The organism is Klebsiella grimontii (genome assembly GCF_900200035.1).
GTDB classification, from domain to species: Bacteria; Pseudomonadota; Gammaproteobacteria; order Enterobacterales; family Enterobacteriaceae; genus Klebsiella; species Klebsiella grimontii.
Window position 1 is genome coordinate 136,789 of record NZ_FZTC01000017.1, and the last position, 26,294, is coordinate 163,082.

General features: G+C 58.4%; 20 protein-coding genes and 2 tRNA genes. 13 read left to right on the plus strand and 9 right to left on the minus strand.

The window, feature by feature from the left end; genetic code table 11:
- Window positions 1–188: 188 nt before the first annotated feature.
- Window positions 189–827, plus strand: coding sequence for an HTH-type transcriptional regulator RutR (gene rutR / locus KOSB73_RS13170; protein ID WP_004871292.1), 639 nt, complete (start codon window positions 189–191; stop codon window positions 825–827).
- Here rutR and KOSB73_RS13175 read toward each other — a convergent pair.
- Both KOSB73_RS13175 and putA read right to left on the minus strand, forming a co-directional pair.
- The gene (locus tag KOSB73_RS13175) at window positions 824–1,219 is read right to left on the minus strand and encodes a lysozyme inhibitor LprI family protein (RefSeq protein ID WP_004849815.1); all 396 of its coding nucleotides are present in this window, start codon (window positions 1,217–1,219) and stop codon (window positions 824–826) included. The genes rutR and KOSB73_RS13175 overlap by 4 nt on opposite strands.
- 194 nt (window positions 1,220–1,413) lie before the next feature.
- Window positions 1,414–5,376 carry a trifunctional transcriptional regulator/proline dehydrogenase/L-glutamate gamma-semialdehyde dehydrogenase gene (putA, locus tag KOSB73_RS13180; protein WP_098140573.1) on the minus strand — a complete coding sequence of 1,321 codons (3,963 nt, stop codon included), beginning with the start codon at window positions 5,374–5,376 and terminating at the stop codon, window positions 1,414–1,416.
- Between the two features lie 427 nt (window positions 5,377–5,803).
- Here putA and putP point away from each other — a divergent pair, with 427 nt between their 5' ends.
- Window positions 5,804–7,312, plus strand: a complete 1,509-nt coding sequence (putP, locus tag KOSB73_RS13185) for a sodium/proline symporter PutP (protein WP_004871280.1) — start codon at window positions 5,804–5,806, stop codon at window positions 7,310–7,312.
- Between the two features lie 111 nt (window positions 7,313–7,423).
- Complete coding sequence (locus KOSB73_RS13190; protein WP_024359576.1) at window positions 7,424–7,858, plus strand: DUF3574 domain-containing protein; 435 nt, start codon at window positions 7,424–7,426, stop codon at window positions 7,856–7,858.
- A gap of 69 nt (window positions 7,859–7,927) precedes the next feature.
- On the opposite strand, the gene KOSB73_RS13195 is transcribed toward KOSB73_RS13190, so the two are convergent.
- Window positions 7,928–9,112 (minus strand): NupC/NupG family nucleoside CNT transporter, encoded by a 1,185-nt coding sequence (locus KOSB73_RS13195; RefSeq protein ID WP_024359575.1) that lies wholly within the window; start codon window positions 9,110–9,112, stop codon window positions 7,928–7,930.
- Between the two features lie 273 nt (window positions 9,113–9,385).
- Here KOSB73_RS13195 and efeU point away from each other — a divergent pair, with 273 nt between their 5' ends.
- The 4 genes from efeU to phoH all read left to right on the plus strand — a co-directional run bounded on the left by efeU (window position 9,386) and on the right by phoH (window position 13,979).
- Window positions 9,386–10,216: an iron uptake transporter permease EfeU gene (efeU, locus tag KOSB73_RS13200; RefSeq protein WP_004131307.1), complete on the plus strand. Its 831-nt coding sequence runs from the start codon at window positions 9,386–9,388 to the stop codon at window positions 10,214–10,216.
- A 52-nt stretch (window positions 10,217–10,268) separates the two neighbouring features.
- Window positions 10,269–11,396: an iron uptake system protein EfeO gene (gene efeO, locus KOSB73_RS13205; protein ID WP_024359574.1), complete on the plus strand. Its 1,128-nt coding sequence runs from the start codon at window positions 10,269–10,271 to the stop codon at window positions 11,394–11,396.
- 4 nt (window positions 11,397–11,400) lie between these two features.
- A complete protein-coding gene (gene efeB / locus KOSB73_RS13210; protein ID WP_024359573.1) occupies window positions 11,401–12,681 on the plus strand; it encodes an iron uptake transporter deferrochelatase/peroxidase subunit in 1,281 nt (426 codons plus the stop codon).
- 509 nt (window positions 12,682–13,190) lie between these two features.
- Window positions 13,191–13,979, plus strand: coding sequence for a phosphate starvation-inducible protein PhoH (gene phoH / locus KOSB73_RS13215; protein ID WP_004871266.1), 789 nt, complete (start codon window positions 13,191–13,193; stop codon window positions 13,977–13,979).
- A gap of 50 nt (window positions 13,980–14,029) precedes the next feature.
- Here the strand turns inward: phoH and KOSB73_RS13220 are convergent, their stop codons facing one another.
- Window positions 14,030–14,323 (minus strand): YciI family protein, encoded by a 294-nt coding sequence (locus KOSB73_RS13220; protein ID WP_004871263.1) that lies wholly within the window; start codon window positions 14,321–14,323, stop codon window positions 14,030–14,032.
- A 155-nt stretch (window positions 14,324–14,478) separates the two neighbouring features.
- Window positions 14,479–15,267, minus strand: a complete 789-nt coding sequence (locus tag KOSB73_RS13225) for a MipA/OmpV family protein (RefSeq protein WP_024359571.1) — start codon at window positions 15,265–15,267, stop codon at window positions 14,479–14,481.
- Window positions 15,268–15,389: 122 nt separating this feature from the next.
- On the opposite strand from KOSB73_RS13225, the gene KOSB73_RS13230 reads away from it, so the two are divergent.
- From KOSB73_RS13230 to KOSB73_RS13245, 4 genes are all read left to right on the plus strand, one after another.
- Window positions 15,390–16,085, plus strand: a complete 696-nt coding sequence (locus tag KOSB73_RS13230; protein WP_049130613.1) for a response regulator — start codon at window positions 15,390–15,392, stop codon at window positions 16,083–16,085.
- Window positions 16,082–17,278 (plus strand): sensor histidine kinase, encoded by a 1,197-nt coding sequence (locus KOSB73_RS13235; protein ID WP_098140574.1) that lies wholly within the window; start codon window positions 16,082–16,084, stop codon window positions 17,276–17,278. The genes KOSB73_RS13230 and KOSB73_RS13235 overlap by 4 nt, the downstream gene beginning before the upstream one ends.
- Before the next feature lie 78 nt (window positions 17,279–17,356).
- On the plus strand, window positions 17,357–18,505 hold the full coding sequence (locus KOSB73_RS13240; protein WP_098140575.1) for an efflux RND transporter periplasmic adaptor subunit: 1,149 nt from the start codon (window positions 17,357–17,359) through the stop codon (window positions 18,503–18,505).
- On the plus strand, window positions 18,502–21,576 hold the full coding sequence (locus KOSB73_RS13245) for an efflux RND transporter permease subunit (protein WP_098140576.1): 3,075 nt from the start codon (window positions 18,502–18,504) through the stop codon (window positions 21,574–21,576). The genes KOSB73_RS13240 and KOSB73_RS13245 overlap by 4 nt, the downstream gene beginning before the upstream one ends.
- A gap of 288 nt (window positions 21,577–21,864) precedes the next feature.
- Here the strand turns inward: KOSB73_RS13245 and KOSB73_RS13250 are convergent.
- From KOSB73_RS13250 to KOSB73_RS13260, 3 genes are all read right to left on the minus strand, one after another.
- Window positions 21,865–21,952, minus strand: a tRNA-Ser gene (locus KOSB73_RS13250).
- A gap of 145 nt (window positions 21,953–22,097) precedes the next feature.
- On the minus strand, window positions 22,098–22,775 hold the full coding sequence (locus tag KOSB73_RS13255) for an isochorismatase family protein (protein WP_049131785.1): 678 nt from the start codon (window positions 22,773–22,775) through the stop codon (window positions 22,098–22,100).
- A 20-nt stretch (window positions 22,776–22,795) separates the two neighbouring features.
- Entirely contained in the window at window positions 22,796–23,656 is an 861-nt protein-coding gene (locus KOSB73_RS13260; RefSeq protein ID WP_082237298.1) for a pirin family protein, read from the minus strand.
- Window positions 23,657–23,770: 114 nt separating this feature from the next.
- On the opposite strand from KOSB73_RS13260, the gene KOSB73_RS13265 reads away from it, so the two are divergent.
- A complete protein-coding gene (locus KOSB73_RS13265) occupies window positions 23,771–24,676 on the plus strand; it encodes a LysR family transcriptional regulator (RefSeq protein WP_024359565.1) in 906 nt (301 codons plus the stop codon).
- 280 nt (window positions 24,677–24,956) lie between these two features.
- Here the strand turns inward: KOSB73_RS13265 and KOSB73_RS13270 are convergent.
- A tRNA-Ser gene (locus KOSB73_RS13270) sits at window positions 24,957–25,044 on the minus strand.
- A 268-nt stretch (window positions 25,045–25,312) separates the two neighbouring features.
- Between KOSB73_RS13270 and ghrA the strand changes: the two genes are divergently transcribed.
- Window positions 25,313–26,251, plus strand: a complete 939-nt coding sequence (ghrA, locus tag KOSB73_RS13275; RefSeq protein WP_098140577.1) for a glyoxylate/hydroxypyruvate reductase GhrA — start codon at window positions 25,313–25,315, stop codon at window positions 26,249–26,251.
- Window positions 26,252–26,294: the final 43 nt, after the last annotated feature.

Below are 26,294 nucleotides of genomic sequence, written 5' to 3' on the forward strand. Positions count from 1 at the left end.
CAGTTTTACAAAGGTTAATGTTATTAGGGTGTTACTGGATGGTTGCCGAAAATAGCAGCAATAAATGTGGACTGAATGGTCAAAATCGGTGCACGAAAAAACCGCAGTCGTGCGCAATCAGGGTGCAGAGAGTCGTGTCGGCGCTGGGCTTTTGCTATGCTGATGGCGTGAAAAGAAGGAGATGATGAATGGCACAGGGCAGCGTGAAAAAGATCGGCAAACGTTCACTGGCGGTGAGCGCGAAAAAAGAGGCGATCCTGGCCGCCGCGCTGGACGCGTTCTCGCAGTTTGGTATCCACGGTACGCGGCTTGAGCAGGTCGCCGAGCTGGCCGGGGTATCAAAAACGAACCTGCTCTACTACTACCCGTCGAAAGAGGCGCTGTATATTGCCGTGCTGCAGCAGATTCTGGCTATCTGGCTGGCGCCGCTGAAGGCCTTTCGCGAAGATATCAGCCCGCTGGTGGCTATCGGCGAATATATTCGCCTCAAGCTGGAGGTGTCCCGCGATCACCCGCAGGCGTCAAGGCTGTTCTGCCTGGAGATGCTGCAGGGCGCACCGCTGCTGATGGGTGAACTGACCGGCGATCTGAAAGCGCTGGTGGATGAAAAGTCGGCGATTATTTCCGGCTGGGTCGAGAGCGGCAGGCTGGCGCCGGTTGACCCGCAGCATCTGATCTTTATGATCTGGGCGACCACACAGCATTACGCCGATTTCGCCACTCAGGTTGAGGCGGTAACCGGCGCGACGCTGCGCGATGAGGCGTTTTTTCAGCAAACCGTCGATAACGTCCAGCGGATGATTATTGAAGGGATCCGCGTGCGTTAATTGGCGGGCGGCAGCGGGCAGCTCTGATCGCCATCCTCGCACTGCAGCAGCGAGGCGAGGAACGACTCGCGCTCGACGGTTTTATCGGACATGCACTGGTTGATCAGCATCGGCTGTACGCTGCCGCCCTCAGCGCCGGAGGCGAGGAACTGACAGTCGGCGTCGCGCAGGGCAATCCACGACAGCTGCGCTTTTTTCAGCAATTCCTGCTGCTTGCCGGAGGCGCGCTTCAGCGCTTCCTGATACGTTTCATTTAATTTTTTGTCGTCAGCCTGGTACTGCTCGGCGGTGCACTGGTTCATTTCCGTTTGATTGCTGGCGTTGCTGCATTCGTCCGCCAGCGCATGGGTGCTTGCCAGCAGCGCGGCAAAAGCGAGTAAAGTGCGTTTCATTGGTCAACTCCCATAAAAAAAAGCTCCCGTCCGGGAGCCTTAATTAACCACAGCCTGCGCCTGGTGTCATTAGCTGACGTTGTGCCGTCCGTTTTCCCGGGGGCGGCGCAGAGCGCCTTGCCCGGGCTACGGGTACGCGCGGCCTGCGTTTGGGTAGCCCGGGTAAGGCGTTAGCCGCGACCCGGGGGGCGGTCTTAGCCAATCGTCATCAGGCTGGCGTTGCCGCCGGCCGCGGCGGTATTGACGCTGAGCGAACGTTCAATATAGAGGCGCTCCAGCAGCAGATTGCTCTCGCCGCGGGCGAAGCCCTGCACCGAAACGATCGCGCCATCGCGCGCCGCCACCTGTTCGCACAGCTCCCGCAGCTGATCGGAATCGCCGTGGTAGATAACCGCATCGAAAGGCTCGGTCGTCAGGGTTTCCGCTTTGGCGAAGTGGATCCGCTCGCTGACCTCGCGCGGCAGCTTTTTCGCCAGCTCGCGCTGCAGAGGGGCGTCCGGCCACAGCACTTCGCAGCCAACGGCGGTCACGCCCGCCAGCTGGGTGAGCGCGTCCTGCTCGTTATCGGCCACGCACAGCACCCGGTCGCGCGGCATAAAGGTCAGGGTGTTGCGCTCGCCGGTTGGCCCGGGCAGCAGACGCTGGGTTCCGGCCTGTGCCTGCTCGCAGAACTGCTGGCACAGGGCCTGCAGTTCCGGGCGATCCGCCGCCCACTGCTGTAAAGCGACCAGCGGTTTTTCCAGTAGCGTCTTCAGCTGCGCGTCCAGCGGGTACTCCGCGTCCTGACGGGCGAGGGTGATCCCGACGGCGTTCTGCGGGCGGCTGGAAAGCAGTCGGTACAGATACAACGGGCCGCCGGCTTTTGGACCGGTACCCGACAGGCCCTCGCCGCCGAACGGCTGCACGCCGACCACGGCGCCGACCATATTGCGGTTGACGTACAGGTTGCCGACGTTGGCGCTGCCGGTGACCTGAGCGATGGTTTCGTCAATACGGGTATGTACGCCGAGGGTCAGGCCGTAGCCGGAGGCGTTGATCTGTTCGACCAGCCCCTCCAGCTCGTTGCGGTTATAGCGCACCACGTGCAGCACCGGGCCGAAGACCTCTTTTTTCAGCTCGTCGAAGCTGTCGAGCTCAATGAGCGTTGGCGGAACGAAAGTACCGCTGGCCCACTCGCGGGAATCTTCGCCGTTTTCGCGCACCGCCTGGAAGACTTTGCGCCCTTTGGCGCGCAGCGTCTGGATGTGGCGCTCGATATTCTCTTTGGCTTCGGCGTCAATCACCGGCCCGATATCGGTGGTCAGACGCCCCGGGTTGCCCATCCGGCACTCGGCCATCGCGCCGCGCAACATGGTCAGCGTATGGTCGGCGATATCATCCTGCAGGCAGAGTACGCGCAGGGCGGAGCAACGCTGTCCGGCGCTGTCGAACGCCGAGGCGAGAACGTCGATCACCACCTGTTCGGTTAATGCTGAAGAGTCAACGATCATCGCGTTCATGCCGCCAGTTTCGGCGATCAGCGGCGTCGGGCGGCCCTGAGCGTCCAGGCGGCTGGCGATATTGCGCTGCAATAGGGTGGCGACTTCGGTTGAGCCGGTGAACATCACGCCGCGTACGCGCTCGTCGGAAGTCAGCGCGGCGCCGACGGTTTCCCCGCGGCCCGGCAGCAGTTGAATAACGCCCGGCGGCACGCCCGCTTCCAGCAGGATCGCCACGCCCTGAGCGGCGATCAGCGGCGTCTGCTCGGCCGGTTTTGCCAGCACGGTATTGCCTGCCGCCAGCGCGGCGGCAATTTGTCCGCTAAAGATCGCCAGCGGGAAGTTCCACGGGCTGATACAGACGACCGGGCCCAGCGGGCGATGGGTTTCGTTGTCAAAATCGTTGCGCACCTGGCCGGCATAATAGTGGAGGAAATCCACCGCTTCGCGCACTTCGGCAATCGCGTTGCTGAAGGTTTTCCCCGCTTCGCGTACCAGGATGCCCATCAGGGTCGGCATCTGGCCTTCCATCAGCACCGCGGCGCGTTCGAGGATCGCTGCGCGCTCCTGCGGCGGGGTGGCGAACCAGATTGGCGCGTTGTTAACCGCGCTGGTCAGCGCCTGCTGAACTTCGTCATCGCTGGCTTCGCGCACGTAGCCGACGATATCTTTTGGCTCCGCCGGGTTGATGACTGGCTGCATTTCGCCTTCGGCCACCGGGTGCTCCAGCATCGGCAGCGCCTGCCATTTGTGCAGCGCGCTGTTTAATAACGAGGAGGAGAGGGAGGCCAGACGATGCTCATTGGCCAGATCCAGGCCAGCTGAGTTACTGCGCCCCTTGCCGTAGAGATCGCGCGGCAGCGGGATTTTCGGGTGTGGCAGGCCCACCTGACCTTCCTGCTGGGCCAGTTTTTCCACCGCGGCGACCGGGTCGGCAACCAGCTCGTCCAGCGGCAGGGTGCTGTCGGCGATCCGGTTAACAAACGAGGTGTTGGCGCCATTCTCCAGCAGACGGCGCACCAGATACGCCAGCAGCGTTTCGTGGGTGCCAACCGGCGCGTAAATACGGCACGGGCGGTTCAGTTTGCCATCGGCGACCTTACCGGTGACCTGCTCGTACAGCGGCTCGCCCATGCCGTGCAGGCACTGGAATTCGTACTGTCCAGGGTAGTAGTTCTGCCCGGCCAGCTGATAAATCGCCGCCAGGGTGTGGGCGTTATGGGTCGCGAACTGCGGGTAGATCAGGTTCGGCACCGCCAGCAGCTTTTTCGCGCAGGCCAGATAGGAGACGTCGGTGTAGACCTTGCGGGTATAGACCGGATAGCCTTCGAGGCCATCCATCTGCGCGCGTTTGATTTCGCTGTCCCAGTAGGCGCCTTTTACCAGACGAATCATCAGGCGACGGCGGCTGCGGGTGGCGAGGTCGATCAGGTAGTCAATCACGAACGGGCAGCGTTTCTGGTAGGCCTGAATGACAAAGCCAATCCCGTTCCAGCCCGCCAGCTCCGGCTCAAAGCAGAGTTTTTCCAGCAGATCGAGAGAGATCTCCAGCCGATCGGCCTCTTCGGCGTCAATGTTGATGCCGATATCGTACTGGCGCGCCAGCAGGGTCAGCGACTTGAGGCGCGGGTAAAGCTCTTCCATCGCGCGGTCGTACTGGGCGCGGCTGTAGCGCGGGTGCAGCGCGGAGAGCTTAATCGAAATGCCCGGTCCTTCATAAATGCCCCGTCCGTTGGAGGCTTTGCCGATGGCGTGGATCGCCTGCTGGTAGGAGACCATATAGGCCTGGGCATCGTCGGCGGTCAGCGCCGCTTCGCCGAGCATATCGTAGGAGTAGCGGAAGCCTTTGTCTTCCAGCTTGCGGGCGTTGGCCAGCGCTTCGGCGATGGTTTCGCCGGTGACGAACTGCTCGCCCATCAGGCGCATCGCCATATCGACGCCTTTACGAATCAGCGGCTCGCCGCTCTTGCCGATAATGCGGTTCAGCGAACGCGACAGGCTGGTTTCGTTATGGGTCGAGACCAGCTTGCCGGTAAACAGCAGCCCCCAGGTGGCGGCGTTGACGAACAGCGACGGGCTGCGGCCGATATGCGACTGCCAGTTGCCGTTGCTGATTTTGTCGCGGATCAGGGCGTCGCGGGTGGCTTTGTCCGGAATGCGCAGCAGCGCTTCCGCCAGGCACATCAGCGCCACGCCCTCCTGTGAGGAGAGCGAGAACTCCTGCAGCAGGCTTTGCACCATTCCGGCGCGGCCGCTGGCGGTTTTCTGATTGCGCAGCTTTTCCGCCAGCTGATACGCGAGCTTGTGCGCCTGTTCGCCGAGAGTCTGCGGCAGGCGAGCCTGCTCCAGCAGCATCGGTACGGCGTCGGTTTCGGCCCAGCGCCAGGCGGCGGTGATCGACGCGCGGGAAACGGACTGCGGCAGGATCTGCTCGGCGAAATCGAGGAAGGGCTGATAAGGTTCGTCAGCCGGGTTACCGGCCTCATCGCTTTCGTTGGCCGCGCCGGACAGCAGCGCCGGCAGCTCCGGCAGCGTCTCGTCGTTTTCCAGCTTTTCCAGATAGTTGAAAATGGCCTGTTTAATCAGCCAGTGCGGCGTGCGGTCAATACGGCTCGCCGCGGATTTAATACGTTCACGCGTCGCGTCGTCAAGTTTTACACCCATGGTGGTGGTGCCCATGTCAGGAACTCCTGTAATAGAACGTCTTCGTGCCAAGATGAGGTTGCGTAGAAATATCTACCATGTTGCAACTTTGTGCAACCTTGTTAATTGAGAATTGTGTGGCAGGTAGTAAAACGCCGGGATTGTTAAAAATAATGACGAAAATAGCAGATATTTATCCCCTGTCTAATAAGGTATTTCTATGCGTCACTTAACACTTTTGCGTGGTGCAACCGCTAAAAACGTGAGAGAGTGCAACCTATAACAAAATGAAGTTTGGTCCCGGAAGCATTTCGTGTAAATGCTGTGTTAAATCGTTTGTGAAAAAACAAAGCTTCCGTCAGGATACGGTCGCCCAATACAACCAATAGGCCATTGCCCCGTTCCGGTAGTGGATAAAACGACAAATTTGGACGCTGTCGACAAAAATTCTGGAGATTTTTACATGGCTATTAGCACACCCATGTTGGTGACTTTTATTGTTTATATTTTTGGCATGGTACTCATCGGTTTTATTGCCTGGCGTTCGACGAAGAACTTTGATGATTATATTCTCGGCGGCCGCAGCCTTGGCCCATTCGTCACGGCGCTCTCCGCCGGGGCCTCCGATATGAGCGGCTGGCTGCTGATGGGGCTGCCAGGGGCGATATTTATTTCCGGTATTTCCGAAAGCTGGATTGCCATTGGCCTGACGTTAGGTGCATGGATTAACTGGAAGCTGGTGGCGGGGCGTTTGCGGGTGCATACCGAAGTCAATAATAACGCCCTGACGCTGCCGGATTATTTTACCGGCCGCTTTGAAGATCAAAGCCGCGTGCTGCGAATTATCTCGGCGCTGGTGATTTTGTTATTTTTCACCATCTATTGCGCTTCCGGGATTGTGGCCGGCGCACGTCTGTTTGAAAGCACCTTTGGCATGAGTTATGAAACCGCGCTGTGGGCCGGCGCGGCGGCAACCATTATTTATACCTTCGTCGGCGGCTTCCTCGCGGTGAGCTGGACCGATACCGTCCAGGCCAGCCTGATGATATTCGCCCTGATCCTGACGCCGGTGATGGTGGTCATTTCCGTCGGCGGTTTTGGCGATTCTCTGGAAGTGATTAAGCAAAAGAGCATTGAGAACGTCGATATGCTCAAGGGCCTGAACTTCGTGGCGATAATTTCGCTGATGGGCTGGGGGCTGGGTTATTTTGGTCAGCCGCATATTCTGGCGCGCTTTATGGCGGCGGACTCGCACCACAGCATCGTTCACGCTCGTCGTATCAGCATGACCTGGATGATCCTCTGCCTGGCGGGCGCCGTTGCCGTCGGTTTCTTTGGTATTGCCTACTTCAATAACAACCCGGGCGTTGCCGGGGCGGTCAACCAGAACGCCGAACGCGTGTTTATCGAGCTGGCGCAGATTCTGTTCAATCCGTGGATTGCCGGGATCCTGCTGTCGGCGATTCTGGCGGCGGTGATGTCGACCCTGAGCTGCCAGCTGCTGGTGTGCTCCAGCGCGATTACCGAAGATCTGTATAAAGCGTTTCTGCGTAAAAATGCCGGTCAGAAAGAGCTGGTATGGGTAGGACGCTTTATGGTGCTGGTTGTGGCGCTGGTGTCTATCGCCCTGGCAGCCAACCCGGAGAACCGCGTGCTGGGTCTGGTGAGCTACGCATGGGCAGGCTTTGGCGCGGCGTTTGGCCCGGTGGTGCTGTTCTCGGTGATGTGGTCACGAATGACCCGTAACGGCGCGCTGGCCGGGATGATCATCGGCGCGGTCACGGTCATCGTCTGGAAGCAGTTCGGCTGGCTGGGCCTGTATGAAATCATCCCTGGCTTTATCTTTGGTAGCCTGGGGATTGTGGTCTTCAGCCTGCTGGGTAAAGCGCCTTCCTCCGAGATGCAGCGACGCTTCGCCGAAGCGGACGCCCATTATCACTCCGCGCCGCCGGTACGCGCGACCGCCGAGTAAGCTCTGCAACCTCATCAAGCCCGCGCTCTGCGGGCTTTGTTATTTATGCCTCTTGCTAATCGTTTGAAAATACGCTGATATCTCAGCACAAATAACAATGAGGGTAGCGAAATGAGTTTCAGACAGGGTGCAGTGGCGCTGGTGCTGGCAGGATTATTGAGCGGCTGCGTAGCGCCTGCCGCGAAGACCACCCCGGCGGTCGATGCTAGCGCTTGCCCGGCGGATAACGCGATGGTACAAACCACGCTCTATTTCGGCTTAAGCCGTCCGGCCGGGAAGGATATCACCGCTCAGGAGTGGCAGCAGTTCGTTGACCGCGACGTGACGCCGCGCTTTCGCGATGGCCTGACGGTCTTTGACGCGCGCGGGCAGTGGCTGGGCAATGACGGTACCGTGGCGCGCGAGCAGAGCAAAGCGCTGATGCTGATTCACGGTAAAGATGCGAAGAGCGAAGAGGGGATTGAGGCGCTGCGCACTACCTATAAATCACGCTTTGCGCAGGAGTCGGTGATGCGCGTTGACCAGCCGGTGTGCGTACATTTTTAACTTGAATCCGATGACATTCCCGGGTTGCGGCTAACGCCTTACCCGGGATAACAGGCCAACGCGCTGTATTTACAGCACCAGCCCCGCGAAGCTGGCGGAGAGCAGGCTGACCAGCGTTGCGCCATACACCAGGCGCAGGCCGAAGCGGGAAACGATATTCCCCTGCTGCTCGTTCAGGCCTTTAATCGCCCCGGCGATAATGCCGATAGAGGCAAAGTTGGCGAAGGAAACCAGAAACACGGATAAAATTCCCAGCCCGCGCGGCGTCATGCTGGCGGCTATTTTTTGCAGCTCAATCATGGCGACAAACTCATTGGCCACCAGTTTCGTCGCCATAATACTCCCGGCGTTCAGCGCATCGCTAAGCGGAATGCCAATTAGCCACGCCAGCGGATAAAAGACGTAGCCGAGGATCTGCTGGAAGCTCAGGCCAAATATCGTGGCGAAGAGGGCATTAATCGCGCTAATTAAGGCGATAAAACCGATCAGCATCGCCAGAATAATCATCGCGACTTTAAAACCGGCCAGAATATATTCACCGAGCATTTCAAAGAAACTCTGGGACTCATGCAGCTTTTCAAGCTTGATCTCCTCCTCGCTGCCCGGACGCGTCGGGTTAATGATCGACAGCACAATAAAGGTGCTGAACATATTCAGGATCAGCGCGGCGACGACGTATTTCGCGTCGAGCATGCTCATATAAGCGCCGACGATGGAGAGCGAAACCGTCGACATCGCGGTGGCCGACATGGTGAACAGGCGGCGTGAAGAGAGGTCGCCGAGCACGCCTTTATAGGCAATAAAGTTCTCTGATTGTCCGAGGATCAGCGAACTGACCGCGTTGAAGGACTCCAGCTTGCCCATACCGTTAACCTTTGACAGCAGGGTGCCAATCAGGCGAATGAAAATCGGCAGAATACGCCAGTGCTGAAGAATACCGATGAGCGCGGAGATAAAGACGATGGGGCACAGCACGCCAAGGAAAATAAACGCCAGCCCTTTTTCACTCATGCCGCCAAATACAAAATTGGTGCCTTCGGCGGCAAAACCGAGCAGGGATTCAAAAAAGGAAGCAATATTTTTCACTAGCCACAGGCCGCTTTCGGCGTGGAGAAAAAAGAAAGCCAGGGCAACTTCAATAACAATTAGCTGGATAATATAGCGAATGCGGATTTTTTTACGGTCATAGCTGGCGAGCCAGGCAAGGGCGAGGATAACCACCAGCGCCAGCAGGAAGTGCAAGAATTGAGTCATGTCGTTTATTTCGCAGGTCAATAAGGCCGCCATTTAGCCACAGCTGCGCAGCCGGGTAAATATCCACCGCAAAAAATCCCCTCCTCCTGCCCCGTGGGGCCAGGGCTGCGAGATAATCGCGCAAGTCATTATTTGTTCGCGATTAATTTACAAATCGTCATCATTCACTCCACATTTCACTTGTGTTTCTGATTATTGTAATGATAATCACTATCAGAAATATTTACCTATCTTTGCATCAGTTGACTGCGGTTCACATTTAAGGGTGTTGGCATGTTTGTCCCATTTCTCATCATGTTACGTGAAGGCCTGGAAGCTGCGCTGATTGTCAGCCTGATTGCCAGCTATCTGAAACGCACCCAGCGCGGCAGCTGGATTGGCGTAATGTGGATTGGGGTGCTGCTTGCGGCGGCGCTGTGCCTGGGGCTGGGCATCTTCATCAACGAAACCACCGGTGAGTTTCCGCAGCGCGAGCAGGAGCTGTTTGAGGGCATCGTGGCAGTGGTGGCAGTGTGCATTCTGACGTGGATGGTGTTCTGGATGCGTAAAGTCTCGCGCAACGTCAAACAGCAGCTTGAGCAGGCGGTCGATAATGCCCTCCAGCGCGGGAACAATCACGGCTGGGCGCTGGTGATGATGGTCTTTTTCGCCGTCGCGCGTGAAGGCCTGGAATCGGTCTTTTTCCTGCTCGCCGCCTTCCAGCAGGATGTCGGGATCTGGCCGCCCATTGGGGCGATGCTCGGTCTGGCGACGGCCATCGTTTTAGGGTTCCTGATCTACTGGGGCGGTATCCGCATGAATCTCGGCGTCTTCTTCAAATGGACCAGCCTGTTTATTTTACTGGTGGCCGCAGGCCTCGCCGCAGGAGCTATCCGCGCCTTCCATGAGGCCGGATTGTGGAACCATTTTCAGGAGGTCGCCTTCGACCTGAGCAACGTCATTTCGACGCACACGCTATTCGGCACGCTGCTGGAGGGGATCTTTGGCTATCAGGAAACGCCGACCGTCAGCGAAGTGGCGGTCTACTTTATCTATTTGATCCCGGCGCTGGCGCTGTACGTCTCGCCGCCGGGAAAAAAAACCACCGCATCCCGGGCAGCGTAGTCGGGCATCGCGGATTGCAATAGTGACAACATACTTATCGAAAGGGATGGTCATGATGAATCATTTTCGTCGTAATGCGCTGCAGCTTACGCTCGCTGCGCTGTTCAGCTCGGCTTTTTACGCCCAGGCGGCCGATATTCCGCAGGTCAAAGTGACCGTCACCGACAAACAGTGCGAGCCGATGAACGTCACCGTGAAGGCGGGTAAAACCCAGTTCATCATTCAGAACCACAGCCAGAAAGCGCTGGAGTGGGAGATTCTGAAAGGGGTGATGGTGGTGGAAGAGCGGGAGAATATCGCTCCCGGCTTTACGCAAAAGCTGACGGCCAACCTGCAGCCGGGCGAATATGATATGACCTGCGGTCTGCTGACCAACCCGAAAGGCAAACTGACGGTGACCGGCGAGGCGACCAAAGATGCCGCCAAAGCCGATGCGCTGCTCAGCCTGGGTGAAGCCATTACCGCCTATAAAGCCTACGTTACCGCCGAGACCGCGGAGCTGGTTAGCGGTACCAAAGCCTTTACCGATGCGGTGAAAGCGGGCGATATCGAGAAGGCGAAAGCGCTGTACGCGCCGACGCGCCAGCACTACGAACGTATTGAACCGATCGCCGAGCTGTTCTCCGACCTCGATGGCAGCATTGACGCCCGCGAGGATGACTACGAGAAAAAAGCCGAAGATCCGAAATTCACCGGTTTCCACCGGCTGGAAAAAGCGCTGTTTGGCGATAACAGCGTCAAGGGAATGGATAACTATGCCGATCAATTGAACGCCGACGTTCTCGAGCTGCAAAAACGCATTAGCGAACTGGCGTTCCCGCCGTCAAAAGTAGTCGGCGGCGCTGCCGGGCTGATTGAAGAAGTGGCCGCCAGCAAAATCAGCGGCGAAGAAGATCGCTACAGCCATACCGACCTGTGGGATTTCCAGGCCAACATTGACGGCGCGCAGAAAATCGTCGACCTGCTGCGTCCGCAGCTGCAGAAAGAGAACAGCGCGCTGCTGGCGAAGGTGGACGCCAACTTCAAAAAAGTGGATACCATTCTCAGCAAATACCGCACCAAAGACGGCTTCGAGACCTATGACAAGCTGACGGATGCCGATCGCAACGCGCTGAAAGGCCCGATCACCACGCTGGCGGAAGATTTGGCCCAGCTGCGCGGGATCCTGGGTCTGGACTAAGTCGATGGCTGAGCAAAAATATGATGTTAATGAACCGTCCCGGCGGCGGTTGTTAAAAGGGATCGGCGCGCTTGGCGGCGCGCTGGCGATAACCGGCGGCTGTCCGGTGGCGCACGCGGCTAAAGACAACAGCTCTCCGGGCACGCTGTCGCCAAACGCGCGTATGGAAGCGCAGCCGTTTTATGGTCCACATCAGGCCGGCGTGCTGACGCCGCAGCAGGCGTCGATGATGCTTGTCGCTTTTGACGTGCTCGCCAGCGATAAAGCGGACCTTGAGCGCCTGTTTCGCCTGCTGACCGGGCGTATCGCCTTTCTGACCAAAGGCGGTCCCGCGGCGGAGACGCCGAACCCGCGCCTGCCACCGATGGACTCAGGCATTCTCGGACCGTGGATCGCGCCGGATAACCTGACGATCACCGTCTCGGTAGGGCATTCGCTGTTTGACGAGCGTTTCGGCCTGGCTAATCAGGCGCCGAAGACGCTGCAGAAGATGACGCGTTTTCCGAACGATTCGCTGGATGCAGCGCTGTGCCACGGCGATCTGCTGCTGCAAATTTGCGCCAACACCCAGGATACGGTGATTCACGCCCTGCGCGACGTGATTAAGCACACCCCGGATTTGCTTAGCGTGCGCTGGAAGCGGGAAGGGTTTATCTCCGACAGCGCCGCGCGCAGCAAGGGTAAAGAGACGCCGGTTAACCTGCTGGGCTTCAAAGACGGCACCGCGAATCCGGTCAGCACCGATAAGGCGCTAATGGATAAGGTGGTGTGGGTAACCGCCGACCAGGGAGAGCCCGCGTGGGCGACGGGTGGCAGCTATCAGGCGGCGCGGATTATTCAGTTCCACGTTGAGTTCTGGGATCGTACGCCGCTGAAAGAGCAGCAGACCATTTTTGGCCGCGATAAGCTGAGCGGCGCGCCGCTTGGAATGCAGCACGAGCACGACGTGCCGGATTACAGCAAAGACCCTGACGGCGATACCATTGCGCTCGATAGCCATATTCGTCTTGCCAACCCGCGTACCCCGGAAACGCAATCCAGCCTGATGATGCGCCGGGGCTACAGCTATTCGCTGGGGGTGACCAATTCCGGGCAACTGGATATGGGGCTGCTGTTTGTCTGCTACCAGCACGATCTGGAAAAAGGCTTTCTGACGGTGCAAAAGCGCCTGAACGGTGAAGCGCTGGAAGAGTACGTGAAGCCCATTGGCGGCGGCTATTTCTTTGTTCTGCCGGGGGTTATCGACGATCGGCATTATCTCGGGCAATCGCTGCTCGAAGCCTGACGTACCTGCCCGCGAGGGCAGGGCGTTTTCTGCTGTTTTTCCATTCATTTTTTGTATTTCCTGCCTTGTTTCATTTTTCTGTAATCTTATAGTCGGAAACTCTCCTCAGCTGTGATGAGAATTATTTGTTGTCTGTATGTGAAAAATAAGTTGCGCTTAGAATTATTTCTGATGTACTTATTACAGGCGCGGTAGTTCTCGGCAGTAGTCTCATTTCATTATGGAGATCGCGAATGCCCGATTGCTGTAACGGAAAACGTCAAACCCCAGACCGTACTCATCAGCACGGGAGCCCAACTTCCGGCCGCGATTTTCACACCGTAAAATCCTCCTCTTCTAGTAAAGAAAACCCGAACCCAGGCAAGGTTACCGGTGCGCGTAGCCGTGACCCTCTGCCAATTCGTCAGGCAAGCAATGGCTTACAAGGAAGCCAAACCTCAATCGTTAGTGCGCATAATCGCGTCGATCGTGACGCGTGTGATGTAAACCAACAACGCAAGGTGCTATCCATGGGAAGACAAAAAGCAGTGACCAGAGCTCGTCGTGAGGCCAAACGTGTGCTGAGACAGGATTCGCGAAGCCATAAGCAGCGCGAAGAAGAATCGGTCACATCGCTTGTGCAAATGAGTGGCGTAGAAGCCATTGGCATGGCGCGGGATAGCCGCGACGCCTCGCCAATCGAAGCGCGCAATGACGCTCAGGCGCATTATTTGAATGCCATCGACAATAAACAGCTGATCTTCGCGACGGGCGAGGCCGGGTGCGGTAAGACCTGGATTAGCGCGGCAAAAGCAGCTGAAGCGCTGATCCATAAGGATGTGGACAGAATTATTGTTACCCGTCCCGTTCTGCAGGCCGATGAAGATCTTGGCTTCTTACCGGGAGATATCGCCGAGAAGTTCGCTCCCTATTTCCGCCCGGTTTATGACGTGCTGGTGAGAAGACTAGGGGCTTCCTTTATGCAGTACTGCCTGCGCCCGGAAATCGGCAAGGTGGAAATCGCGCCGTTCGCCTATATGCGCGGACGTACATTTGAAAATGCGGTGGTGATTCTGGACGAGGCCCAGAACGTGACCGCTGCGCAAATGAAGATGTTTTTGACCCGCCTCGGGGAGAACGTGACGGTTATCGTCAACGGCGACATTACCCAGTGCGACCTGCCTTCTGGGGTCCGCTCGGGCCTGAGCGATGCGCTGGCGCGTTTTGAGGAAGATGAGATGGTCGGTATTGTGCGCTTTACGACCGACGATTGCGTGCGCTCAACGCTTTGCCAGCGCGCGCTGAAAGCCTACTACTGAGTCCTTTTGAGTCTGCAAAGCCCGGGTGACCGGGCTTTGTTTTTAGCGCACTACAGGAGAGCCTGCAGTGAGGGGCTGGCCATCGTTGCTTCAAAAGGAATGATATCGACTTTCGCTACGCCCGATTGCTGGAACGGATCCTGGCTCAGCCGGTTTTGCAGCGCATCCAGATCATCGCCTTTAGCCAGAATCACGCCGCCGGACCTGGGGATTTTACGCCCCGAAGCGAGAAATATTCCGTCAGCGTACCCTTGCTTCAGCCACTCCACGTGCGCAGCAAGCTGGGCGTCTACTTCCTCAAGCGGTTTAACGTAAGTCAGAACAACAACGGCAATGGTACTCATTTTCTTTCCTTAACATTTAAAGGTAACGCTGCAGAAGTTTATCATTAGCGTGGTCGGGGTTTCTGGTTTTTTTCATCACGCTATCCAGGCCGCTATAAACGAAAATAACGGTAGTTTACTGCTATATAAGGGAATCATTGTCGCTGACCTGTAGCTCAAAATGTCCAGGTGATTGCCGCCGTCACGGTACCTTCATTGCGCCGTGAGACGAGCGGGCTCTCAGCAGCGTGTTCCCCGAGCCAGCTATAGCCGGCGCTGAGTATGGAGCCCCAATGCTCGTTATATTGATGGCTCCAGGTCAGCGCGCTGTCGATGCCGTAAAATCCGCCGGCTGCGCGATAGGGTCGATAGCCGGAACGGATGCTCTGCCGGCGATCAACCCCGTAAAACGTATTGACGTACCGGCTGTCGCCAAACAGCGCGGCGGACTGTAAAGCAACGATATCCTGCGGGTTTTGAACCAGCAGGAGGGTGACGGAAGTTTGATAATGCGCGCCCTGGGCGTCGGTGAGCGGAAGCGTAGCCTTGCCTTCAACGGTGAGCCACGGCGTGACCGACCAGCCGACGGCGAAGGCGGTATTCATGGTGGCTTTAATATTACCCATCCCCTTCAGCGTATTAGCCCCATCGCGCCAGCTCGAGTTTTTTTCCGCTCGCCCGAGGTCGTAACCGAGCGTGTGCTCGAAGTAGAGGCCGCTGTCGCCTGACAGGTCGTAGCCTATGCCTTTTTGGCTATCAATAAAGAAAGCGCCTTTCCGCCCCTGTAGTACGGGAACCACCTGCCAAATCTGCTTGTCAGAACCGCTGTAACGAGGCGCATACTTTCCCCCCACCCCGATAGTCAGCCCATCGGAAGGCGCGGCGGCTTCATCGGCGCGCGCGCCGGGCGTTATCGCCATTAAAAACGGCACGACCATATACGGCGAAATTTTTCTGGCTATCATACTGTTCTCCATATGGAAACGGGCGCCGTCCGATCGGGGACGCCGCAGAATGCCGCTGCAGTATGGTTTTGCTAAATCAATAAACGGTCGGGATAGTGTTAAGAAACGGTCAAGGTGAACAGATGTTGTCCAGAAGAGTGCTGATAATTGAAGATGACGCCGACGCGGCCGGCGTGCTTGAGGCCTATTTACGCCGGGAAAACTATGACGTGGCGGTGACCATGGACGGACTCTCCGGGCTGGATATGGCGCAGCGCTGGAAGCCTGACCTGATCCTGCTGGATGTGATGCTGCCCGGGCTAAACGGAACCGAGGTGTTGGCCAGCCTGCGGCGGAAAAGCGATGTGCCGGTGATTATGGTGACCGCAATGGGAGACATGCCCGATCGTATTGGCGCGCTGCGCTACGGCGCCGACGATTATGTGGTCAAACCCTACCACCCTGGCGAAGTGGTGGCGCGCGTTCAGGCCGTGCTCCGGCGTTGTCGCAAAGACGACGCCCGGGAAGACATTCTGCGTTGGCAGGGGCTGGAGGTTGATGTCGCGGCCATTGTCGCGACCGTCAGTCACTCGGGGGAACCTGCGTCTATTCTCGACCTGACCCCGACCGAGTTTTCGCTTCTGGCCACGCTGATGCGCGCCCCCGTACGCCCCTTCTCGCGACAGTATCTGCTGGAGCGCTGCCTTCCCGAGAGCGAAGCGCTGGAGCGCGTGGTGGATACGCATATTTATAACCTGCGTAAAAAACTGGAGGCCGCGGGAGTATCCGGCGCGTTGGTCAACGTTCGCGGCGTGGGCTACCGGTTCAGACAACCATGATCAAGACCCGTCACTCTTCTCTCTGGCGCTGGATTTGCGGGCGCATTCTGGCGCTGGCTATCGGCAGCGTGATTGTTATCGCCACCTGTATGTGGCTGCGCTTCGCCGTGCAGAACTACTGGATCATGCATAAAATGCCGCCCGCCTTGCGCGAGGAATTTATCGCGCTCGGCCGCCATCCCGAGGCCAATCCGGCGCGTTTTCATCAGATTGTCGATAGCTGGTGGGGATTGAGCTATTCCACTCCCTCTATCGCCTCGGCGGACTGGGTGACCGTCGCGGTGCTGGTGCTGGTCATGATCCCCTTCATTGTTGTTATGGGGCTGCGCTACGCCCGTCCGCTCTCGCTGCAGTTCAGCCGTCTTCGTGATGCGGCGAAGGACGTGACCGGAGGGCAATTTGGCCGCCAGGCGGAGCTGATTGAGGACGCGCCGGCGGAAATGATCCGCTTTGCCGCCGACTTTAACAAAATGACCGGCCAGCTGGCCCGCTACGATAAAGAACTCCGCGCCTCGCATGTGGCGATGGCGCATGAGCTTCGCTCTCCGCTGACGGCGGCGATTGGCCGTCTGCAGGGCATGCTGGATGGCGTTTTTGATACCCAGCCGCAGCAACTGGAGATGGTGATGAAACAGCTCCAGCATCTGAATCGGCTGACGGATGAACTGCATCTCCTTTCCCTCGCGGATGCCGGCAATCTGGTCCTGGATGACCAGCCATTCGCTCTGGATGAGCTCCTGCAGGAGCGAGCCGCATGGTTAACGCCGCAGGCGGACGCTCAGCGCGTCACGATCGCCATTCAGCCTTCGCCGGCATGCCCCTTTCGCGGCGACGCCTTCCGCATGGGGCAGGTCTTTACCATCGTGATGGAAAATGCCGTTCGCTATGGGCGCAAGGGGGGCCATCTTTCTATTAAACTGCGCCGCGAAGAGGGGGCTTACCTCATCGATTTTGTTGATGACGGGCCCGGCGTGGCGCGGCATTTTTTACCGGAAATGTTCCAGCGTTTCACCCGCGAGGAGGCGTCCCGCGCCAGACACTCCGGCGGCAGCGGCCTGGGATTATCCATTGCGCGCGCTATCTGCGCGGCGCACGGGGGGCGTATTAGCGCGGCGCTACCGGCGAGCGGCGGTCTGCTGATTCGCGTTCATCTGCCGTACGACCCCGGCGCGGAAGAAAAGAGCGCATCTTGATAATCCCTTGACAGAACGTCGAGCCATTCTCGATTAATGTGTCATGTAATGGCGCCATTTCCCGAACGGAGTGGCGTTATGTTATATGAGTTAGTTCTTTCCCTTCGTCAGTGCGTGTACGCTTTGCTCGGCGCCGAGCGATCGCTACCCTGGTTTGCGCTGCTGCCGCCGATCGTACTGGCCCTGATGATCGTACCGCTGGTGGGCTGCGGCGATAAAAGCGGCGATAAGCCGGCGCCGGCCCGCCCGGTGCGCTACGTGGTCATCGGCTCCCCGGCAACGCTTCCCTCTCTGGAAAGAACCGGCGAGATCCATGCGCACGATGAGACGGCCCTGAGCTTTCGTACGGCGGGCAGGATGATGACGCGCGCGGTGGATATTGGCGATCGGGTCAATTATGGGCAGCTGCTGGCCACGCTTGACGATACCAGCGCACAAAACCAGCTGGATAGCGCGACGGCTGACGAAGAGAGCGCCAGAGCGACCGCCCGGGTGGCCGTGCTGAACGTTAGCCGGATGCAAAAGCTCATCGCGACAGGGGCAATCGCCCGCTCCCAGCTCGACAGCGCGCGGGCGGACTGGCTGGTCGCCAGCGCCCGGGTGAAGAGCAGCGAGGCCGCTTTGCGCAACGCCAGGGAAAGCCTTGGCTGGACTCGCCTGACCTCGCCGGGTGAGGGGATCATTACGGCGGTCAGCGCCTCTCCCGGTCAGGTCGTCAACGCCGGTGAGACGGTGGTGACGCTGGCGGCCGGGCAGGCGCGCGACGTGGTGTTTGATATCCCGGATCCCGCTAAGGTTGAGGCGCAAAGGGCGGAGGAATTTCAGGTTGCTTTGCTCAGCGATGCCGGGGTGAACGCTTTCGCCATTTTGCGTGATATTAGCCCGCAGGCCGATCCCCAGACCCGGACATGGCGCGTCAGGGCGACCCTCAAGAAACCGCCCGCCGCGATGGCGCTGGGTTCCAGCGTCACGGTAAGGCTGCCGTCATCCGGCTCGGCGGGTTACGCGGTACCGGCTTCGGCGCTGAGCCGTTGCGGAGAAAAACCGGCCGTCTTTGTGATTACCCCGCAGATGCAGGCGCAGCTGCGCGTTGTCGTTCCCGCCAGCTACACGGCTTCTTCCGTTATCATCGCCTCCGGACTTATGCCCGGCGACCGGGTTATTACCGCGGGCGTAAGTAAACTTCGGCCGGGGGAAAAAGTCGTCGCCGGAGAGAAGCAGCCGTGAAAAAAGCGCCGTCAAAAAATACCTTTAATCTCTCCGCCTGGGCGCTGGAAAACCCGCAAATGGTCAGCTTTTTTATGCTGCTGATGATGGTTATCGGTTCGCTCAGCTATACGCTGCTGCCGCGTAATGAAGATCCGGCGTTCACCATCAAAACGGCGGTAGTCTCTGCGCAGTGGCCGGGCGCATCGGTAACGGACACGACCCATCTGGTGACGGATGTCCTGGAAAAAAAATTGCAGGAAACGCCCTGGCTCGATTATATCGAAAGTGAAACCCGGGCCGGACAAACGGTTATCTATATTAATCTGCGTGATGACACGCCGGCGCAAAAAGTCCCGGCGATCTGGTATCAGATCCGCAAAAAAATGCAGGATATTGCGCCATCGCTGCCCGAAGGCGCGCAGGGGCCGAGCGTGAACGATGAGTTTGACGACACGTACGGCACGATTTATGCCTTTATTCCTGACGGATATACCCTCCGGGAGGTGCGCCAGCAGGTGGAGACGATCCGCCGTGAACTGATGTCCGTGCCGGATATCGGCAAAACGGTTCTGCTTGGCGAGCAGCAGGAGCAGATTGCGATCGCTTTTTCACCCGCCCGACTGGCCGGTATGGGGCTCAGCATTCAGCAGGTTACGGATGCTCTGCGGGCCCAGAATGCGGTAGTTCCGGCCGGCGTTCTGCGCACCGGGCAGGAGAAGATGACGATAAACGTCAGCGGGGCGCTCAGGAGCGAAGAGAGCTTACGCGCCGTCACCCTGCGCATTAACGATCGCTATCTTCCCCTGACCGACATTGCCACCATCGAGAGAAGAGCGGCTGAACCGCCTTCTGCGGCGTATCGCGTTAACGGGCGTCCTGCCATTGGTCTGGCGATTTCCATGGCGCCAACGGGAAATATGCTGCGCTTTGGCGCGACGTTGAACTACAGAATGAGCGCCATCGGTGCCGGGCTGCCGCACGGTATTGAGATGGTGAAAGTGGCTGACCAGTCGGCGGTGGTCAGCGGCGCGGTAAGCGGGTTTGTCCGGGTGCTGGTGGAAGCCGTGCTGATTGTGCTGGCGGTTTCTTTTGTCTCCCTGGGATTAAGGGCCGGGCTGGTGGTGGCCGCGGCGATCCCGCTGGTGCTGGCGATGACCTTTGCCGGAATGATGCTGGCAGGCATCGGCCTGCAGCGAATCTCTCTCGGGGCCCTGATTATTGCGCTTGGACTGCTGGTGGATGATGCCATGATCGCCGTGGAAACCATGGTATCCCGGCTGGAGGCCGGTGATACGCGACGGCGGGCGGCGACCTATGCTTTCAAAACCACGGCATTTCCGATGCTGACCGGTACGCTGGTTATGATTGCCGGGTTTATTCCCGTCGGTTTTGCCTCATCCAGCGCTGGCGAATACTGCTTTTCGCTGTTTGCCGTGGTGCTGATGGCGCTGCTGAGTTCATGGATCGTGGCGATTCTGTTCTCTCCTTTGACCGGAGCATGGCTGCTGCCGGAAAAGCTTAAACACCATGCCGCAGGCCCGGGCCGAATGGCGCGGGGATATGGACGACTTCTGCGAACGGCGCTGCGCCACCGGCTCGCCACCCTGGGAATTGCGCTGGCCGTGCTGGGGCTATCGGTGTATGGCACAACGTTTATGCAGGGGGAGTTTTTCCCCTCATCCGATCGTCCGGAGCTGCTGGTCAGCCTGACGCTGCTGGCCAATGCTTCGCAGTCTGCTACGGAGAAACAAACGGAAAGGCTGGAACGGGCGCTTGCCGGGAATCGCAATATTGACCATTACTCGACCTATGTGGGTTCGGGCGCTATCCGCTTTTACTTACCGATGGATGTTCTGCTGGATAATGAAAATACGGCGCAGCTGGTCGTGGTGGCGAAGGATCTGGCCGCCCGGGACCGCCTGCGGGAACAGTTAAATACGCTGCTGAGCGCGCAATTCAGCGATCTAACCTCGCGCGTTTCGCCGCTGGAGCTGGGGCCGCCGGTGGGCTGGCCGATCAAATACCGGGTCAGCGGGCCGGATTATCTCAAAGTCAGAGAGTATGCCGGGCGTCTGGCCGAGGCGATAGGGCGCTCGCCGTTAACCCGGGAGGTGAATCAGACCGCGGGCGAGCCGGAGAGAACCCTCGTTCTGCAGGTGAACCAGACCGCCGCGCGGGCGGCGGGGGTGTCGTCGCAGAGTCTGGCGCAGACGCTTAATACCGTCTGGTCCGGCACGACGGTGACGTCGATAAGGGATGACGATCGGCTGGTTGACGTGGTGCTGCGGGCGAATGACAGCGAGCGGTTGAATCTTGCCACCCTGTCATCGCTGACGGTGGAGGGACGCGATGGACAAAAAATTTCCCTTGGCGCGGTAGCCACGCCGGTCTGGGGAGTGGACGATCCGGTACTCTGGCGTCGGCAAAGGTTACCGTTTATCACCGTACAAACCGACCTCGCGCCGGGGATGCGGGCAGAAGGCGTATCGGACGGTTTGCGCCCGACGGTGGATAAACTGCGCGCGGGTCTACCCAGCGGTTACAGCATTGTTGAAGGCGGGGTGGTCGCGGAGTCCGAAAAAGGCAACAGCTCGGTATTTGATATTTTACCCGTCACCCTCGGGGTGATGCTGTTACTGCTGATGCTCCAGCTGCGGCGCTATTCTCGTATGCTGCTGGCTCTGTTCATGGCCCCGTTCGGCTTACCGGGGATCGTCATGGCCATGCTGCCGAGCGATACGCCAATGGGATTTGTGGCTCTGCTCGGCGCGATCGCGCTGGCGGGGATGATTATCCGCAATGCCGTGATACTGATCAGTGAGGTCGACAATAATCTCGCTCAGGGCATGGAAAGCGACGCCGCCATTATTGCCGCCGCGGAGCACCGGGCCAGGCCAATATTTCTGACCGCCTGCGCCGCGATCCTGGGCATGATCCCCATCTCTCACCAGGTCTTCTGGGGGCCAATGGCGTATGCCATCATTGGCGGGCTGATCGTCGCCACGCTCGTCACGTTAACCGTACTGCCGGCGTCTTTTAGCATGTTGCTGGGGATGGGGAGATACTGGAAAAGGCGTCACGCGGCTTGATAAAACAGGAGCGCCGGGGGTAACCCCGGTCGGGGCATCTCATCCCCCCGGGGGAGTGCAACAGGCGAAAAAAAAGCCCGTACTTGCGTACGAGCTCTTCTTCAAATATGGCGGTGAGGGGGGGATTGACTCGCTGCGCTCGCCCTCCGGGCAGATTCCTCGCAGGCTCGTCATCTGTCCAACTGGCTGGCGCCAGTTGTCGAACCCCGGTCGGGGCATCTCATCCCCCCGGGGGAGTGCAACAGGCGAAAAAAAGCCCGTACTTGCGTACGAGCTCTTCTTCAAATATGGCGGTGAGGGGGGGATTCGAACCCCCGATACGTTGCCGTATACACACTTTCCAGGCGTGCTCCTTCAGCCACTCGGACACCTCACCATATTGTTTTGCTGCTCACCTTGGGTGGGCAACGGGGCGCTACTATAGGGAGTTGCGCTAAAACGGTCAAGCAGTATTTATTCTTTTGCTATCGTTCGGTTAAGCAATGAACACTGCCCCGCCGTAGCGCGGCGGGGCAGGCATTTTAACGCTGTGAATCAAGCTGTTCGTTGTTCTTGACCACGTCCTGAGCTTTGGCATAGCTCTCGATCAGCAGCTGGTATGCCGGGAAGACCTTGGTATACACCTCAGCCCACTCCGCGGCATCCGGTCGATTCCAGGTGCGCTGCAGCTCGGAAGCGACCGCCGCGGTATCCATCGGTACGACGCCAGCCTGGACGACGCGGGCGAGGGTGATTTCCTGCGCCATCTTGCTATAGGTACCGGAAGCATCAATGACGGCAAAAACCTTATACCCATCGGCAACGGCGGCAATGGACGGGAACGCCATGCAGACGCTGGTAATCGTACCGGCGATAATCAGCGTTTTACGCCCGGTCGCTTTTACCGCGGCAACAAATTCCGGGTTATCCCACGCGTTAATCTCTCCTCTACGCGCAATATATTGCGCATGGGGCGCGTTCGCATGAATCTCAGGGATCAGCGGGCCGTTCGGTCCCTGCGGCACTGACGCCGTGGTGATTACCGGGATCCCGGCTAATGAAGCCATCTTCGCCAGCGCGGCGGCGCGCGCCCGCAGCTCCGGCATCGGCATATCACCCACGGTCTGGAACAGACCGCTCTGGTGGTCAATCAGCAGCATGGCGGCATCATTGACATCAATAACCGGACGAGAACCATTAAAGTTAGCTGGGGTAGACATATTCTTCACCTCATTCAATATCAGATTTGGCCGAAGCGGCCGCTATTAAAATCACGAACCGCTTCTGCGATTTGTGCTTTGGTATTCATCACAAACGGGCCGTAGCCCACGATCGGCTCCAGCAGCGGTTCACCGGCCATCAGCAGTACTTTTGCGTTGGTACCGGCCGCGAGGTGGAGCGCTTCTCCTTTCTGGCTGAGCACAACCAACTGACCCTCGCGGGCGTTGCCCTCGCCGTTCACCACAATCTCACCTTCCAGGACGACCAGCGCCGTACTCCAGCCAGCGGGCTGGTGCAGGGTGATCTCCTGACTCTGGTTGAGCTGCAGGTCCCAGACGTTCAGCGGAGAAAAGGTGTGCGCGGGGCCAACCGTATCCTCGTAGCGCCCGGCAATCACCCGCATGCGGCCGGCATTGTTCGGCAGGTCAACGTCAGGAATCACATCTGCCGTAATGCTCTGGTATCCCGGATGCGTCATTTTGTCTTTAGCCGGAAGGTTGACCCAGAGCTGGATCATCTTCAGCTCGCCGCCGGTACGGGTGAACTCCGCCGAGTGGAACTCTTCGTGCAGGATCCCGGCGCCCGCGGTCATCCACTGCACATCACCCGGCCCAATAACGCCGCCTCTACCGGTAGAGTCACGGTGTTCAACTTCGCCGGAGTAGACGACGGTAACGGTCTCAAATCCGCGATGCGGATGTTCGCCGACGCCGCGTTTCTCCGTTCCCGCCGGGAAGTGATGCGGGCCTGCATAGTCAAGCAGCAGGAAGGGGCTTAGCTGTTCGCCGTGCGTCTGATAAGAGAACATTGAGCGAACCGGGAAACCATCGCCGACCCAGTGCTGCGAAGGTGCGGTGTAGATACCAGTGATTTGTTTCATGGCAGTCTCCTGAATGTCTGTTTCTGATGTGAATAAGCATATATTCGCCACTAATAGTCCGCTAGATAGCAAAAACGACCTATACTGTTCTAAAAATGGAACGATGGAGGAAGGATGCAGGATCTCAATGATTTAGCCTGGTTTGTACAGGTGGTCGATCACGGTGGATTTGCTGCGGCGGGAAGGGCGCTCGATCAACCCAAATCAAAATTGAGCCGTCGAATCGCCCAGTTAGAAGAACGCCTCGGCGTACGTTTGATTCAACGTACAACCCGCCAGTTTGCGGTAACGGAAGTTGGGCTTACTTTTTATCAACACTGCAAGGCGATGCTGATCGAGGCGGAAGCGGCAGAACAGGCGGTGGAAACCCTGCGCTCCGAGCCGCGCGGCAGCGTGAAGCTGACCTGTCCGGTAACGTTATTGCATGCGCATGTCGGGCCGATGCTGGCACGGTTTATGGTGCGCTATCCGGGCGTCAATCTTCAGCTGGAAGCCACTAATCGTCGAGTGGATGTTGTTGGCGAGGGCGTCGACGTGGCGATTCGCGTGCGCCCAAGACCGATAGAAGACAGCGACCTGGTGATGCGTGTCCTGGCCGACCGCGGGCACCGTCTGGTCGCCAGCCCCGGGTTGGTTGAGCGGCAAGGGCAGCCCCGGGTTCCGTCAGAATTAAGCGATTGGCCGGGGTTGAGCCTGGGAGCAGGTAAACATCAGCATAAGTGGCAGTTGACCGGTCCCGAGGGTGCAAGGGCGGAGATCTACTTCACTCCCCGATTGGTGACCACGGATATGCTGGCGCTCCGTGAAGCGGCTATCGCCGGCGTTGGGGTGGTACAGCTTCCTTTATTAATGGTGCGCGATCAGTTGGCCGCCGGAGAGCTGGTGGTTGTCCTTGATGAGTGGCAACCGCGCCGGGAGGTGATCCATGCGGTGTTTGCCTCGCGCCGCGGGCTGCTGCCCTCGGTCAGGGCGCTGGTTGATTTCCTCAGCGAAGAGTATCAGCGGATGGAGGAGGATTAGCATTTGCCACAATCCCGGCGGCGCTGCGCTATCAAAGAAAGTCTGAAGCCGGGGGGATGGCGACGGTTCCCGGAGACGGCGCGATGCGCCTGTCCGGGCTACCCAAACGCAGGCCGCACGTACCCGTAGCCCGGGCAAGGCGCTCTGCGCCGCCCCCGGCAGCAGAGCGCAGGATGGCATCATTTCCCGGAGGCGGTGCTGCGCACCTGTCCGGGCTACCGGGGGGAGTGCAACAGGCGAAAAAAAAGCCCGTACTTGCGTACGAGCTCTTCTTTAAATATGGCGGTGAGGGGGGGATTCGAACCCCCGATACGTTGCCGTATACACACTTTCCAGGCGTGCTCCTTCAGCCACTCGGACACCTCACCATATTGTTTTTCCCGTTGCTGCCGGGAACGGGCGCTAATTTAGGGAAATACGTATCTCCCGTCAATCAACTTTTTAAAAAAATCGCCCGTTTAGCCAAACTTCAAGCAACTTGCTCTCTAAATGCGCGAGAATCGATTTTTTTGTCGCCATTCCCTTTTTCACACGCTCGCCTGACGAAATTTGCTATGCTGGCAAACCAATAGAAAACAACGAGTAAAACGCGACGCTAGCCTAACCTGCCGATAGCGTCAGCTGTCAGGAGCCCTTATGGATATCATCTTTTACCACCCGACGTTCGACACCCCTTTCTGGATTGCGGAGCTGGAAAAACAGCTCCCCGGCTCGCGAGTCCGCGAATGGAAATCCGGTGATAATCAACCCGCGGACTATGCGCTGGTCTGGCATCCGCCGGTTGAAATGCTGCAAGGCCGCGAACTTAAAGCCGTCTTTGCCCTTGGCGCCGGCGTTGATTCAATTCTAAGTAAACTGCGGGAAAACCCGGAAATGCTGCCGCTGTCTACGCTGCTGTTCCGTCTGGAAGACACCGGCATGGGTCTGCAGATGCAAGAGTATGCGGTGAGCCAGGTGCTGCACTGGTTCCGTCGTTTTGATGACTATCAGGCCTTAAAACAGGAGGCGCGGTGGCAGCCGCTGGAGGAGTATCAGCGCGAGGACTTCACCATCGGCATTATGGGGGCGGGAGTACTGGGCGCGAAAGTGGCAGAAAGCCTGCAAAGCTGGGGTTTTCCGCTACGCGTCTGGAGCCGTAGCCGCAAATCCTGGCCTCAGGTAACGAGCTTTGCGGGGAAAGCCGAGCTGGGGGATTTCCTGAACGGTACGCGAGTGCTGATTAATCTGCTACCCAACACGGCGGAAACCGTTGGCATTATTAATAGCGCGCGCCTGGCGCAGCTGCCGGATAATAGCTATGTACTGAATCTCGCTCGCGGGGTTCATGTGGTGGAAGACGATCTGCTGGTCGCGCTGGATAGCGGCAAGTTAAAAGGGGCGATGCTGGATGTGTTCAGCCGCGAACCGCTGCCGGAAGAGAGCCCGCTTTGGCGGCACCCGCGAGTGGCGATGACGCCGCATATTGCTGCCGTCACCCGGCCTCTGGAAGCCATCGCTTATATCGCTAAAACCATTGCTCAGTTAGAACGGGGCGAAACGGTCAGCGGGCAGGTCAATCGCCAGCTGGGATACTAAGCGATAGCCCCGCCTGAGCGGGGTTTTGCTGATCATGGGCGCA